13 protein-coding genes and 1 pseudogene are annotated in these 13,697 nt (G+C 53.8%); 8 read left to right on the plus strand and 6 right to left on the minus strand.

From position 1 onward, the window contains the following. Positions 1-4: 4 nt before the first annotated feature. Genes EGM51_13695 through EGM51_13710 form a run of 4 tightly spaced genes read left to right on the plus strand, consistent with a single transcriptional unit; the run spans position 5 to position 3,473 of the window. Complete coding sequence (locus tag EGM51_13695) at positions 5-463, plus strand: ATP-dependent zinc protease (protein QBG48395.1); 459 nt, start codon at positions 5-7, stop codon at positions 461-463. Between the two features lie 19 nt (positions 464-482). Next, a complete protein-coding gene (locus EGM51_13700; GenBank protein ID QBG48396.1) occupies positions 483-1,388 on the plus strand; it encodes a 30S ribosomal protein S6--L-glutamate ligase in 906 nt (301 codons plus the stop codon). Positions 1,389-1,403: 15 nt separating this feature from the next. After that, complete coding sequence (locus EGM51_13705; protein QBG49318.1) at positions 1,404-2,441, plus strand: succinylglutamate desuccinylase/aspartoacylase family protein; 1,038 nt, start codon at positions 1,404-1,406, stop codon at positions 2,439-2,441. A gap of 12 nt (positions 2,442-2,453) precedes the next feature. Next, positions 2,454-3,473: a DUF21 domain-containing protein gene (locus EGM51_13710; GenBank protein QBG48397.1), complete on the plus strand. Its 1,020-nt coding sequence runs from the start codon at positions 2,454-2,456 to the stop codon at positions 3,471-3,473. On the opposite strand, the pseudogene EGM51_13715 reads toward EGM51_13710, so the two are convergent. From EGM51_13715 to EGM51_13740, 6 genes and pseudogenes are all read right to left on the minus strand, one after another. Continuing rightward, positions 3,465-5,017: pseudogene (locus tag EGM51_13715) on the minus strand (GNAT family N-acetyltransferase). The gene EGM51_13710 and the pseudogene EGM51_13715 sit on opposite strands and share 9 nt — an antisense overlap. 16 nt (positions 5,018-5,033) lie before the next feature. Further along, positions 5,034-6,131 (minus strand): magnesium/cobalt transporter CorA, encoded by a 1,098-nt coding sequence (gene corA / locus EGM51_13720; GenBank protein ID QBG48398.1) that lies wholly within the window; start codon positions 6,129-6,131, stop codon positions 5,034-5,036. Continuing rightward, complete coding sequence (locus tag EGM51_13725) at positions 6,124-6,996, minus strand: mechanosensitive ion channel family protein (protein QBG48399.1); 873 nt, start codon at positions 6,994-6,996, stop codon at positions 6,124-6,126. Before EGM51_13725 ends, corA begins: the two co-directional genes overlap by 8 nt. Beyond that, positions 6,881-7,789: a hypothetical protein gene (locus EGM51_13730; protein QBG48400.1), complete on the minus strand. Its 909-nt coding sequence runs from the start codon at positions 7,787-7,789 to the stop codon at positions 6,881-6,883. Before EGM51_13730 ends, EGM51_13725 begins: the two co-directional genes overlap by 116 nt. Continuing rightward, on the minus strand, positions 7,789-9,099 hold the full coding sequence (locus EGM51_13735; GenBank protein ID QBG48401.1) for an ATP-dependent 6-phosphofructokinase: 1,311 nt from the start codon (positions 9,097-9,099) through the stop codon (positions 7,789-7,791). Before EGM51_13735 ends, EGM51_13730 begins: the two co-directional genes overlap by 1 nt. Further along, positions 9,099-10,082: a mechanosensitive ion channel family protein gene (locus tag EGM51_13740; GenBank protein ID QBG48402.1), complete on the minus strand. Its 984-nt coding sequence runs from the start codon at positions 10,080-10,082 to the stop codon at positions 9,099-9,101. Before EGM51_13740 ends, EGM51_13735 begins: the two co-directional genes overlap by 1 nt. A 52-nt stretch (positions 10,083-10,134) precedes the next feature. Here EGM51_13740 and EGM51_13745 point away from each other — a divergent pair, with 52 nt between their 5' ends. The 4 genes from EGM51_13745 to bioD all read left to right on the plus strand — a co-directional run bounded on the left by EGM51_13745 (position 10,135) and on the right by bioD (position 13,652). Continuing rightward, positions 10,135-10,899 carry a methyltransferase domain-containing protein gene (locus EGM51_13745; protein QBG48403.1) on the plus strand — a complete coding sequence of 255 codons (765 nt, stop codon included), beginning with the start codon at positions 10,135-10,137 and terminating at the stop codon, positions 10,897-10,899. Between the two features lie 84 nt (positions 10,900-10,983). Next, positions 10,984-12,090: a Zn-dependent alcohol dehydrogenase gene (locus EGM51_13750; protein ID QBG48404.1), complete on the plus strand. Its 1,107-nt coding sequence runs from the start codon at positions 10,984-10,986 to the stop codon at positions 12,088-12,090. Positions 12,091-12,092: 2 nt separating this feature from the next. Then, positions 12,093-12,896, plus strand: a complete 804-nt coding sequence (locus tag EGM51_13755; protein ID QBG48405.1) for an esterase family protein — start codon at positions 12,093-12,095, stop codon at positions 12,894-12,896. A 42-nt stretch (positions 12,897-12,938) separates the two neighbouring features. Beyond that, positions 12,939-13,652, plus strand: a complete 714-nt coding sequence (gene bioD, locus EGM51_13760; protein ID QBG48406.1) for a dethiobiotin synthase — start codon at positions 12,939-12,941, stop codon at positions 13,650-13,652. The last annotated feature ends 45 nt before the right edge of the window (positions 13,653-13,697 follow it).

The following is a 13,697-nucleotide window of genomic DNA, read 5'->3' on the forward strand; positions in this document are numbered from 1 at the left end:
ATTTATGAATGACCCTCTCAAACTGGGCTGGCGTGAATGGTGTGCACTTCCCGATCTCGGCATCCCGGCCATCAAGACCAAAGTGGATACCGGGGCAAAAACCTCGTGCCTGCATACTTTCAGTATTATACCCTTCCGCGAAAACGGCATTGATTATGTTCGTTTTAAAGTCCACCCGCTTCAGAAAAATGAAACGGTCGTACTCGAATGTACAGCACCGGTGAAGGATGAACGGGTCGTCAGCGATTCAGGCGGCCATAAAGAAATGCGCTATATCATTGAAACCCGGATGCGAATTGGCGATAAGGAGCGGTTGATTGAAATGTCGCTGACGAACCGGGACTCGATGCGCTTCCGTATGCTTCTCGGACGGCGGGCCATGGAAGAAAACACCATCGTTGATCCGTCGGCGTCCTATCTCAATGGCCGGTTGGAGGCCAGAGTACTTTACCGTCTGGTCTGATTTGAATTTGGAGAACACTATGAAAATTGCCCTGCTGTCACGAAACCCGAAACTCTATTCCACCCGGCGACTCAAAGAGGCGGCGGAGAAAAGAGGCCATGAAGTGCAGATTATCGATGCGCTTCGCGCCTATATGAATATCGCCTCGCACCACCCGACCATTCACTACAAAGGCGAACCGCTTACCGGGTTTGATGCCGTAATTCCGCGTATCGGGGCTTCAGTAACCTTTTACGGAGCGGCCGTTCTGCGTCAGTTTGAAATGATGGGAGTTTATCCGCTGAACGAATCCGTGGCCATTACGCGTTCCCGTGATAAACTCCGCTCGCTCCAGCTGCTCTCCCGCAAAGGCATTGGCCTGCCGGTTACGGGATTTGCCAGCAAACCGGACGATATCAAGGATATGATCAAGATGGTCGGCGGCGCACCGCTGGTGGTCAAACTGCTGGAAGGCACGCAGGGCATCGGGGTGGTTCTGGCCGAAACACAGAAAGCGGCCGAAAGCGTCATTGAAGGCTTTATGGGCGTGAAAGCCAATATTCTGGTGCAGGAGTATATTAAGGAATCAGAAGGAGCGGATATCCGCTGTTTTGTAATCGGCGGAAAAGTGGTGGCCTCCATGCAACGCAAGGCTGCACCCGGCGAATTCCGCTCCAATCTTCACCGCGGCGGCAGTTCGTCGCTGATAAAAATCACACCGGAGGAGCGTTCAACCGCCGTCCGCGCCGCCCGGATTATGGGCCTCAACGTCGCCGGCGTGGACCTGCTGCGCTCCAACCACGGCCCGGTCGTAATGGAAGTCAATTCCAGTCCGGGACTCGAAGGTATTGAACAGGTAACCGGCAAGGATATTGCAGGACAGATGATCGAATATATCGAAAAGAACGCCAAAGAAGGAAAGACCAAAACCAAAGGACAGGGCTGAGCCGTGCAGAGCGCCATGACCATCGGCGGACAGCATATTGCCGCCGGTACGGAATCATCGATCCAGCTTCCGCTGCCGGAATTCTACACCAACACGCCGGCATCGATGACGATCCATGTCATTCATGGAAAAACGGCTGGACCGTGTCTGATGGTGACCTCCTGCCTGCATGGCGATGAGATCAACGGCATTGAAATCATCCGCCGCCTGCTGGGGCAGAAAGTCCTCAAACGGCTGAAAGGTACCCTGATTCTTATTCCGGTGGTGAATGTATTCGGTCTGGTTGCACGCTCGCGCTATCTGCCTGACCGGCGCGACCTGAACCGCTCGTTTCCCGGATCGCCGAAAGGCTCCATGGCCGGCCGGCTCGCCCATGTTATCATGTCGGAACTTTTTCCCCACTGCACCCATATCATTGATCTACACACAGGGGCCATCGACCGCGAAAACCTGCCCCAGATCCGGGCTACACTCAATGGCGATGAAAAGCTTATGGAACTGGCACAGGCATTTAACGCTCCGGTCATTCTCGATGCTCCGCTCCGCGAGGGAACGTTTCGCCAGGCCGCGCACAGCCGCGGTATTCCCACGCTGGTTTATGAAGCCGGCGAAGCATTGCGTTTCGATGAAATCTCCATCCGTGCCGGGGTGGCAGGTATTCTGAACGTACTCAGCAGTCTCGGTATGATCCGTAAACGCTCTCCGCGTAAAGAACATCAATCCCTGCTGGCCAAAAACTCCTCGTGGGTGCGTGCACCCCAGAGCGGCATTGCCCGATCTGTAATTGCGCTCGGTGAACGGGTGAAAAGCGGCGATAAACTGGCCTACATCAGCGGACCGCTCGGCGAACTGGAGGAAGTCGTTAAAAGCCCGGCCTCGGGGATCGTGATCGGCCGCACCCGCCTTCCTCTGGTACACGAGGGCGAAGCGATTTTCCACATCGCCACCTTTGCTCGGCCGGCGGCAGCTGCGGAATCCATCGAAAACTTTCAGGATGCTTTTGATCCGGATACGGATACCGAGGAAAGCGACGAACCCCCTTTAATCAGCTGAAGCAGCTATATCATGACCTCTGATATATTAACGTGGACCGGTATTCTTGTTCTGATCATTCAATCCGGTGTTTTTTCGGGACTGAATCTTGCGATGTTCGGACTCAGCGCCCTTCGGCTGCAGGCTATGGCGGATACGGGGAACCGGAAAGCTGCCGGACTTTTTGCCCTGCGGCAGGATTCGAACTTTCTGCTGACGACCATTCTCTGGGGCAATGTGTCCACCAATGTATTGCTGGCTTTGCTGTCGGATTCCGTTATGGCCGGTGTTGCCGGCTTTTTCTTTTCCACGGTCATCATCACCCTGTGCGGGGAAATCATGCCGCAGGCCTATTTTTCCCGCCACGCCCTTCAGGTTGCCACGCTGCTTTCCCCGCTGCTGAAAATCTACCAGATCCTCCTCTATCCCGTAGCCAGACCGACGGCATGGCTGCTGGATAAATGGCTCGGGAAAGAGGGTATCAACTATCTTCCGGAAGAGGAACTGATGGCGGTGCTCAAACAGCATATGAAATCACCGGAATCCGATGTCGGCCATATTGAAGGGCGGGGTGCGGTAAATTTCCTGGCACTGGATGATCTGCTGGTTACCGAAGAAGGGGAGCCGATTGATCCCCGCAGCATCCTGGCACTGCCGATGAAACATCACCGGCCGGTTTTCCCGGCCTACACGCCCGATTCGCGGGATCCTTTTCTGAAAAAAATCCAGTCTTCGGGAAAACGATGGGTTGTTCTGACAGACCCGCACGGCAACCCGGCATACACCCTGGACTGTGCTTCATTTATGTCCGCCGCCCTCTTCAGCCATCAGGCGGTCGATCCGATGGAACACTGCCACCGGCCGGTGATGGTGTACGAACGCCGCACCCGGCTTTCACAGATTCTCGGCCGGCTGGAAACCGCTCCCGGCGACGACAACATCAGGCAGGATGTCATTCTCCTTTGGAGTGCCCGGGAAAAACGGATCATCACCGGATCCGATCTGTTCGGTTATCTGATGCGGGGCATTGTCCGGCAGACCGGGTCAGACTGACCGGTCCGAGGGTTTGGAAGACTGCACAATCCGGTATAAATCGGTTCGACGATCCTTTTTATTTCTGACACTTCCGCGCGAATGCAGTTCCTTGAGCAGATCGAAATTAACATCCGCAATCAGCACCATTTCCGTATTCGGCGTGGCCTCGGTTTTCACCGTATTCGTCGGGAAGGAAAAATCGGACGGGGTAAAGATCGCGGACTGCGCGTACTGAATATCCATATTATTGACATTCGGCAGATTTCCGACCGCACCGGCAATGACCACATAACATTCATTTTCAATAGCCCGCGCCTGAGCACAGTGGCGCACCCGCATATACCCGTTCTGGGTATCGGTCAGAAACGGAACAAACAGAATATTCATATCCTGGTCAGCCAGAATCCGGCACACCTCCGGAAACTCAACGTCGTAGCAGATCAGAATGCCGATTTTCCCGCAGTCGGTATCAAAGGCCTCGATACGGTCCCCCCGGACATTCCCCAGGCCTCCACTTCCGACGGCGTCGGATGAATTTTATGAAAACGGTCGAAGGTGCCGTCGCGGCGGCAGAGAAAGGATACGTTCAGCAGGCGGCCGTCTTCCACCACCTCCGGCATACTGCCGGTGATTACATTCACGTTATACGCCACCGCCAGTTCCTGAAACCGCTCCCGAAGCGGATCCGTAAACTGAGCCAGCGCACGGATCGCCTTGGCTTCGGGCAGGTGGTTGTGCGGCGACATCAACGGTGCATTGAAAAATTCCGGAAAAAGGACAAAGTCGGCTTTATAGTCGGAAACCGCATCGATGAAATATTCCGCCTGCTCCATCAGTTTCTCCACACTCCGGAACGGACGCATCTGCCACTGTACCAGGCCGATCCGCACTTCGGTACGCTCCATATTGAGCACTTTGGGATCGGGCTGATAATAAATATTATTCCATTCCAGCAGCGTCGCAAATTCGCAGCTTTCCACATCCCCTTCCAGATAGTTTTTCAGCACCTTTTTCACATGAAATCCATTGGCCAGCTGAAACGAGAGCGTCGGATCGTGGATCTCCTTACCCTGCACCTTTTCGATATAAACGCGGGGCGGCATATGGTCGGCATAGTTTTTATAGTTGGGAATCCGCCCGCCGGCCATAATGGCGCGCAGGTTCATATTTTCGCACAGCTCTTTCCGGCCTTCATAAAGGCGCCGTCCCAGCCGCATTCCGCGATATTCCGGATGCACAAAAACATCAATGCCGTAAAGCACATCGCCCGACGGATCATGGGTATTAAACGAGTTGTTTCCGTGGATCTGATTATAGGTGTGATTATCGCCGAACCGGTCATATTGAATAATCAGCGAAAGCGCACTGGCAACCACTTTCCCGTTGAGTGTGATGCACAGCTGGCCCTCCGGAAAAATCGCGAGCAGCCGGCGGATGTCCTCTTCTTTCCATGAGCCCAGCCCCGTCTGCTCATAGGCCTTATCCATCGAGCTTCTTAAATCAACATAGTCTTCAAGCTCAAGATGGCGCAGTTCGATAACATCCTGTATATGATTTTCCATACGCTTCCCTCTTCAGTTAAAACCATTTCATCCGGCGGAAAACCGCCAGCATGCCCAGAACCAGCGCAACCATAACCACCCAGAAAACGGGATAGCTGTATTTCCAGCCAAGCTCCGGCATATGTTCAAAGTTCATGCCGTAAATGCCCGCCACAAAAGTAAGCGGAATAAAGATGGTGGCAATAATGGTCAATACCTGCATGACCTGATTGGTTTTCTGCCCCATGCTCGACAAATAAAGATCCTGCACCCCGCTAAGCATATCGCGGAAGGTTTCAACGGTATCAATGACCTGAATAGTGTGGTCATACAGATCGCGCAGATAGGCCGAGATTTTAGCATTCAGCAGTTTGCTCTCGCCCCGTTCCAGAGCGCTGACCGCCTCGCGCAAAGGCCAAACCGCCTTGCGGATATACAGCAGTTCCCGTTTCTGGGCATAGAGCTCATTCAGCAGAAAACTGTTCGGATTCTCCATCAGCGCCTGTTCGATGCTTTCGATCTGCTCTCCGGTTTTTTCAAGAATCATGAAATAATTATCCACGATCGCATCCATCAGGGCATACAACAGATAGTCAGCCCCCATTTTCCGAATACGCCCATGCCCTTTCCGTAAGCGGTCACGCACCGCATCAAACACATCGCCGGCCCGTTCCTGAAATGAAATCAGGCAGTTTTCCGTCAGAATAAAACTGATCTGCTCCGAATGAATATCACCGCTCTCCGGTTCCACAAAAAGCATACGCACCACCAGAAAAAGATAGTCGCCCATATCTTCCAGTTTCGGGCGCTGCGTCGTGTGCAGAATATCCTCCAGCACCAGCGGATGGATGCCGAACTCCGCCCCGATACGACCGATCACATCAGTATTATTGAGCCCGGTTATATTAATCCACGAAACGGTGTCAGTCTCCTTGAGTGCAAAACACGACGCTGCAGCCGCATCATCCTCCTCACAGAACTTTTCGGCCGAATAATCCAGCACGGAAATACGCAGGGGTTCGGCCGTCTGCTCCCCGGTATACATCATGGTGCCCGGCGGTGTATCCTTCTTATCGGAGATCGTAATAAACAGCCGTTTAAGCTGCCGGTCTGCGACTTTGAGCAGTTTATTCATTTTTTCCTCCTGCCGGCTCAGCCGCACCCCGTGCGTCTGGAACCGGTACTACATGTACGGGAAACGGCTTTGTGACTTCACCGGCATACAGCGTACGGTGCGGGAACGGAATCTCGATTTTCTCTTCATCGAACCGTTTTTTGATCTCTTTCATCAGACTGTTACGCAATGCGATATAATCCGTTTTCGCAAACCAGGGCCCAAACTGGAATTCCAGAGCGGAATCGCCGAAGCCCTTGAATATAATCAGCGGCTCGGGCTCATCCAGACAGTAGGGGTTGGCCGTTGCAACCTCTTTGAGCACATTCACCACATGGTCCACATCCTCTTTATAAGCCACCCCGATCGGGATATCCATCCGGCGGATAGGAAAGCGTGTCACATTAGTGAACGATGATTTGATCAGCGTTTCATTCGGAATCCGGATCAGCTGATTATTAAACGTGCGTAATTGAACAGACAGCAGATCAATGGAATGAACCGTACCGTGATCGGAACCGGCATGCAGAACATCGCCGACCGCAAACGGTTTTTCCCAAATCAGGAAAAGGCCGCTGATCAGATTCGACAAGCTGGTCTGCGAAGCGAAACCGATCGCCACACCGGCAATTCCGGCCGCCCCCAGCAGTGTCCCGAGCTGAACGCCCGCTTTCTGCAACACCATAATGATGAGTAGTGCCGTGCCCAGATAAAGCACCCCTTTACTGGCCAGCATGATCGATTGTTCGCTGACTTTTTTGCGCAGACCTTTACGAATCAGATAACTGAACAGCCGCAGAAACGGCAGCCCGAATCCCAGCAGCAGCACGCAGTAGATAACCGTTCCCCGATACTGGTCGAACCAGCTGTGTAGATACGCCGTCATGAAACATCCACCCGCTGTTTAAAATTATCAAAAGAACGTAGCAATGTACCACGTTTGATGGCTTCACGCGCGTTGCCGACCTTTTGATCGGCCCTGCCCAGATCCGGCGCGCCTGCGGCATAGACCATACGGCTCCAGCTCTCCGCCCCCGATAACTCACACGACCCCGTCCGGTCCAGAGGCGTTCACTGCCCTGATAAATATTAAGATGCTGGGGACGGATACAGATCCGCTCAAAGGCCAGCGTCTCTTTCGAAAGGTTTTTCACGTTCAACGGAAATACCACCCGATGCGCACTGTTGGAAAGCTCCGCCAGATGAAGCCGCGCTGTGGTTTTCAACGCATAACACAGTTCCCCTTCCGTAAAGGAGCCGAACCAGGAGTTTGAAAGCGTATAAGTCGGCACCTCCACAGCCGTTTTCCCTGCGGAGCCGAAACTGATCGAGAGCCACAGCGGAAGACCGATATAAAATTCCACCGTCTGCTTCGGCATCACCGTCATCAGCATTTCCGGTCGCACAATAATCGACCGATCCGGCAGGCTCGGCTCCAGTCGCACACAGTCCATCGCTTCATCCAGAATCCAGCGGCTCCATTCAAAGCCCCGGTTCATAGGCTCCCTCAGAATCTCCAGCGAGCACCGTTGATCATCAATTTGCATTTCCTGCTCGTGCGAGACATACCAGTCTTTACGCTTCCGGTGTATACGCAGTGTTAACGGCCCGACACAGCAAACCAGCGTTTCCCCTTCCAGCAACGTGTGCGTTTCCCACAACGCAGAATAATCCGGCATCAGTTTTCTCCCGCATCATACTGCAGACAAGGCTGCCCCGTGGCTTCGAGCACCGTCCGCCAGAGACTGCCGGCCGGATTGATTTTACGCCTTCCTTTCGTTACCAGCTCCAGCGGAACATGCACATAATGCCCGCTCCAGCGGCTGACCATCATCCCGGTCCGCCCGGCCATCGCCGCATGCACCGCCGCATGGGCCAGTCGCGTGCAGTAAATCCGGTCCGTCGCACACGCGGGCGCGGAGCGTACCGAATAACCGGGATCCAGATATTTCAGTTTCACCGGTTTTTCCAACGCCTGAAAATGCTGCTGAATCCGCTCACACAACAACTCTCCGATATCATGGTGCAGCACATTTCCGCTGGCGTCCTTATCCTCCCGACCCTGCTGTTTAAAGTGCCGCTGCCCGGCACCCTCGGCCACTACAATCACGGCATGATCCTTACGCTCCAGCCGCTCCTCCAGATAAGCCAGCAACCCGTTCGGTCCATCAAAATCAAACTCCACCTCCGGCACCAGCACCACATTCGCCTCCAGCGAGGCAATCGCCGCACCGGCAGCAATAAATCCGCTATCGCGCCCCATCACTTTCACAATCCCCACACCGCGTTCCGTTGACCGCGCTTCGACATGCGCGTCCGAAATCACGCGCGCAGCAATTTCTACCGCCGTGTCGTATCCGAACGACTGGTCCACCCACATAATGTCATTATCAATGGTTTTCGGAATACCGATCACACTGACCGGCTCGTCCCGACGCAGCAATTCCTGACTTAATTCAAGTGCCCCGCGCTGAGTGCCGTCGCCGCCAATCACAAACAACTGCGAAATCCCCTGTTCCAGAATCCAGTCCGCCATTTCGCCGACCTTCTGAGCACCGCGGCTGGTGCCCAGCATCGTTCCGCCGTCGCGGTGGATTTCATCCACCGAATCCGGCGTTAATTCCTCTGGCGGAAGACCCGCATCCGTCAGTCCTGCATATCCATAACGAATACCGAGAATACGGGGCACCCCGTAATGATGACTCAGACTCATCACCAGACCGCGAATCACATCATTCAGCCCGGGGCACAGCCCGCCGCAGGTCAGAATCGCAGCCGTCATCTTTTCAGGCGCACCCGAAATCAGCGCGCGCGGTCCGGCCCGTTCGAATGCACTTTCAGCATCATTATGGTCGTCTGTAATACAGGGGAAGATCCGGACCGCATCGGTATCAGACCGATATCTGATCTCCGCAGTAGAATCGCAGCCGGCATAACGCAGCGGCGAAGAATGATTAATATTTTCAAATTTTGAAATACGGGTATCCATCACAGCTTCTCCTGATTCGGGTCATTGAGCGAAGACGCGGCCGGGGCTGAATAATAACGGATCGTCGGGTAGGCCAGCCAGATATCGGAGTTTTCGGCAAACGCATCGAGAATCTCCTCCCAGATTTTCTGTTCCGTGCCCCGGCGCTGGCGCGGGTTCACCAGATAGCGAATGGTTAAACAGACTCCAGAGTCTTTAACATCCGTATACACCGTTGGTGTCAGCTTCCCGGCAATAATAAGATATTTCTGCGCCGCCTTGCGGATCTGAGCCTGCGCCCCCAGGGAAAGAAACTCGGTATTTTCCCGGCCGATTTTCAACAACAGTGCTTTCGCCTTTTTCCAATCGCTTTCGAACGTGATCAATACAGGAATTTCATTCCAGATATATTCAAATCCCGTATGCGAATTCGCCAGCGGTTTCCGCAGTGCCAGATTATTCGGGACATGAATAATCCGTCCGGTACTCTGATCGGCATCCACCCAGTTGCCCACTTCCACAATGCTGAACTGAAACAGTCGGATATCAATAACATCCCCCTGTGTACCGTCAATTTCCACCCGATCGCCCACCCGGAACGGCTTGCGCGCCTCGATAAAAAAGAACCCGGCAATATTGGAAATCGGATCATGCAGTGCCACCGCCAGACCGGCGGACATCAGACCGAGAAACGTGCCCAGTGAGGTCATCCCGCGAAACCAGATCGACCCGATCACCAGAAAAACCACCCCAGTATGGATATAGGCTATCAACTTACGGGCATGATAACGCCGTTTATCATCTTCGACATTACGGTTCATTACACGTCCGGTGATCTCTTTGAGCAGAAAAAGAAAAATGAACGCCGCCGCCGAATAGAGTATCCGCTCGGTGGTCTGAGGTGACAGCTTCCAGAATGCTGCAATCTGCTCAATCATGATCTGCTTTCCGTATTTTCCGCAGTATGCGGCCTGGGCACTTTCCACGCAAGCAAGGGATTGCATTGACGTGCCTTTTCAAGCAAGCTCCTGCGCCTGATTCCGGGAAGGTATAACCATGATAGGACAACGATTTTCAGCTGCAGCAGAAACCTACGACCGCCACGCCCGGCCCCAACAGACCCTGGCACAGTCGGTGGTGTCCATGCTGCCGGAAAGGCGTCCGAAGCGGATACTGGAACTCGGCCCCGGCACCGGTCAGCTCACCCGTCTGCTCATCAACCGGTTTCCCGAGGTACCGATTGATGCCGTAGACATAGCCGAAAAAATGATCGAGCATAGCCGGGCCCGATTTTCCCGCTATCCGCAGATCAACTGGATCATCGGCGATGCCCAGAATTTCCGGGGCTCCGATCCTTATCCTCTGATTGTTTCCAGTTCGGCCCTGCACTGGGTTTCCAATCTGCGGGAAACCTTTGAAAATATTTTCCAAAATCTCGAACCCGGCGGAATATTCCTGCTGGGGATGATGCTCAAAGGGACCCTCAGAGAACTTCATGAACTGCGGCGGGAAATCGCGCCGGAAAAAACACCGGATCTTACTCTACCCAGCTATGAAACCATTCAAACAGCCCTGAAGGACTCCGGCTTCACGCTTAAGCACCGGAAACATGCCGAAGAAGAGATCATCTATAAAGATGCCCGCACATTCCTCCGTGCCATTCATGAACAGGGTGTAACCGGCGGCAGAGTCAGTACCGCTAACATACCGCTCACCCGTTCGGAAATCAGCCGCCTCACGACAGTCTATCAGAACCGGTATGCCTCCGATGGCGGGGTCTGCGCCACCTACGAAACCGCCATCTTCCTGCTCACAAAATAAATCCATCGATTCAGCCGATTGATCCATGGTCTTTTGACCGGCTCTTCTTTAGATTGAACATCATTAAAACAGGAGAATATGATCATGATTTCAGGAAAAGCGGCCATCGCCGATGGAAAAGGCGGATTTTCGATTGAAGAAATTCAGGTGGATGCACCGGGACCGAATGAGGTGCTCGTACAGATCAAAGCGTCGGGTGTCTGCCATACCGACTGGGATTCGCTGAACTGGGGCCGCCCGATAGTAATGGGGCACGAAGGTGCGGGTGTTGTGCTTGAAACCGGAAAAGGCGTTACCCGCGTTGCTGTCGGCGATGAAGTGGTCTTGAACTGGGCGATCCCCTGCGGCGAATGTTTTCAATGCCTGCATGGGAACCGTCATATCTGCGAACGGCAGAACCAGGTTACTGCTCCGGACTATATGCAGGGCCATTCCGCTCTTGAAAAAACACTCTATAAAGGCCGGGGTATCGAGCGCTCATTCAACATCGGAACCATGTCGACCCATGCTGTTGTGCGCGAGGAAGCCCTGGTGAAAATGAATCCGGGGATTCCCTTCTCCTCCGCCTGTATTATCGGTTGCGGCGTAATGACCGGTTATGGATCTGCGGTAAATGCCGCCAAAGTCACGCCGGGATCCAGTGCCGTCATTCTGGGCGTCGGCGGTGTCGGCCTCAATGCCATCCAGGGCTGCCGCATTTCCGGGGCGGATAAGATTATTGCCATCGACATCAACGAACATCGCCTTGAATTTGCAAAAACCTTCGGTGCCACTCACACAATCGTGGCCGACAAAGCCGACAAAGGGCTGATGCAGGCGGCTGAAGAGGTAAAGAAACTGACCGATGGCCGCGGAGCCGATTTTGCCTTTGAATGCACGGCGATTCCCGAGCTTGGTGCCGCCCCGCTGGCCATGATCCGGAATGCGGGAACCGCCTGTCAGGTCAGCGGCATCGAGCAGGAAATCAGCATCGACATGAATCTGTTCGAATGGGACAAAATTTACATCAATCCGCTCTACGGCAGTTGCGATCCTTATTACGATATGCCGAAACTGATGAATCTCTACGACAAAGGTTCTCTCCTGCTGGACGAAATGATTTCCCGGACCTATCCGCTTGAAGAACTGGAACAGGCCTTTCACGATATGCACACGGGTAGAAATGCAAAAGGTGTATTGATTCTGGAGTAATCATGTCAAAATTCCGAACCACAGAATGTTCCGATGCAACGTATGAGCGGGATCATCTCCGCTTTATCACCGTGAAAAGTCCGGCACTGGGACACCGCGCCAATCTTTCGCTCTTTCTGCCTGAAAACCATGCCCGAATACAGAATCTGCCCCTGCTGATCCTGCTGCACGGCGTCTACGGCAGCCATTGGGTCTGGCCGTTCAAAGCCGGGGCCCACATCACAGCTCACGAAATGATTTCCAGCGGAGAAATTCAGCCATTAGCCATTGTCATGCCGTCTGATGGGTTGTGGCGCGAAGGCAGCGGATATCTGACCCACGAAGAAGCGAACTTCGAGGCCTGGATTACCGAAGACGTGATCGATGCGGTCAAAGAAAATATTCCCGATGTCACTGCTCAGTCGAAAATCTGCATCAGCGGGCTGTCGATGGGCGGCTACGGTGCTCTGCGGCTGGGGGCAAAATATCCGGAGCTGTTTTCCGCCGTCAGCGCGCATTCCTCGATCACCGATTTCCCTCAGCTCAGCAAATTTGTCGACGAACCCCTTTCTGAATACCGGTTAAAGGATTCAGACAACACACTGTCGGCATATTACTGGATACAGAAAAACCGCAGAATCCTGCCGCCGCTGCGTTTCGACTGCGGGGTCGATGATCTGCTGATCGAGGAAAACCGGAAGCTGCATCAACAATTGAAAGAAGCGGATATTCCCCACATTTATGAAGAATTCGAGGGTGAACATAGCTGGCCCTACTGGACCCTCCACCTGCGCGACACCCTCCGCTTTATCAATCACTGTATTTAATCCGCGTTGCACGGCCCCGGCCATTATGATTAGCTCCACTGCATGCATGGACTCTTCATAACCGGAACTGATACCGATGCGGGAAAAACCGCACTCAGCGCCCTGCTGCTGGCGGAAACCCGACGGCGGAACATAAATGCCGCCCCCATGAAACCTGCACAAACCGGGTGCAGAGACGGCGCCGTTCCGGACCTTGACTATTCTCTTTCAATGGCCGGAATGAATATTCCGTCCAGCACCTATCAGAAAATGTCGGTTTACCAGTTTGAACCCGCCTGCTCCCCGCACCTCGCCGCCGAAATGGCCGGAACGGAAATCGATATCGCCGAAATGGTGATTGCCGCGCGCGCGCTGGCCGACGATTTTGAACTTATTCTCGCCGAAGGGGCCGGCGGACTGATTGTTCCGCTGAACCAACGCGAAACCATGCTCGACCTCATGCAGGCCCTGAAATTTCCGGTTCTTCTCGCTGCCCGTCCGGGCCTTGGCACCATCAATCACACGCTGCTCTCCATCCGGACCCTGCGCAGCGAAGGACTGAACATTGCCGGGGTCGTTTTTGTGAATGCCGGGAATCAGGAATACACGTTCATCGAGGAAAACAACGCCGCCACCATTGAGCAATTTGGAAAAGTCCCGATTCTCGGAACCATCCCCTACTGCTCTCAGCTTGCTCAACCGCATCCGAAATACGATGACCTTCCGCTCCCCGTTATCGCTGAAACCGAGAACATTGTGAACCGGCTGAGCTTATGAGCCATCATTTTTTTCATTCTGTTGTGCAGCATCGGTCTGACAGAA

The sequence above is a fragment of the Verrucomicrobia bacterium S94 genome (assembly GCA_004299845.1).
Taxonomy (GTDB): domain Bacteria; phylum Verrucomicrobiota; class Kiritimatiellia; order Kiritimatiellales; family Pontiellaceae; genus Pontiella.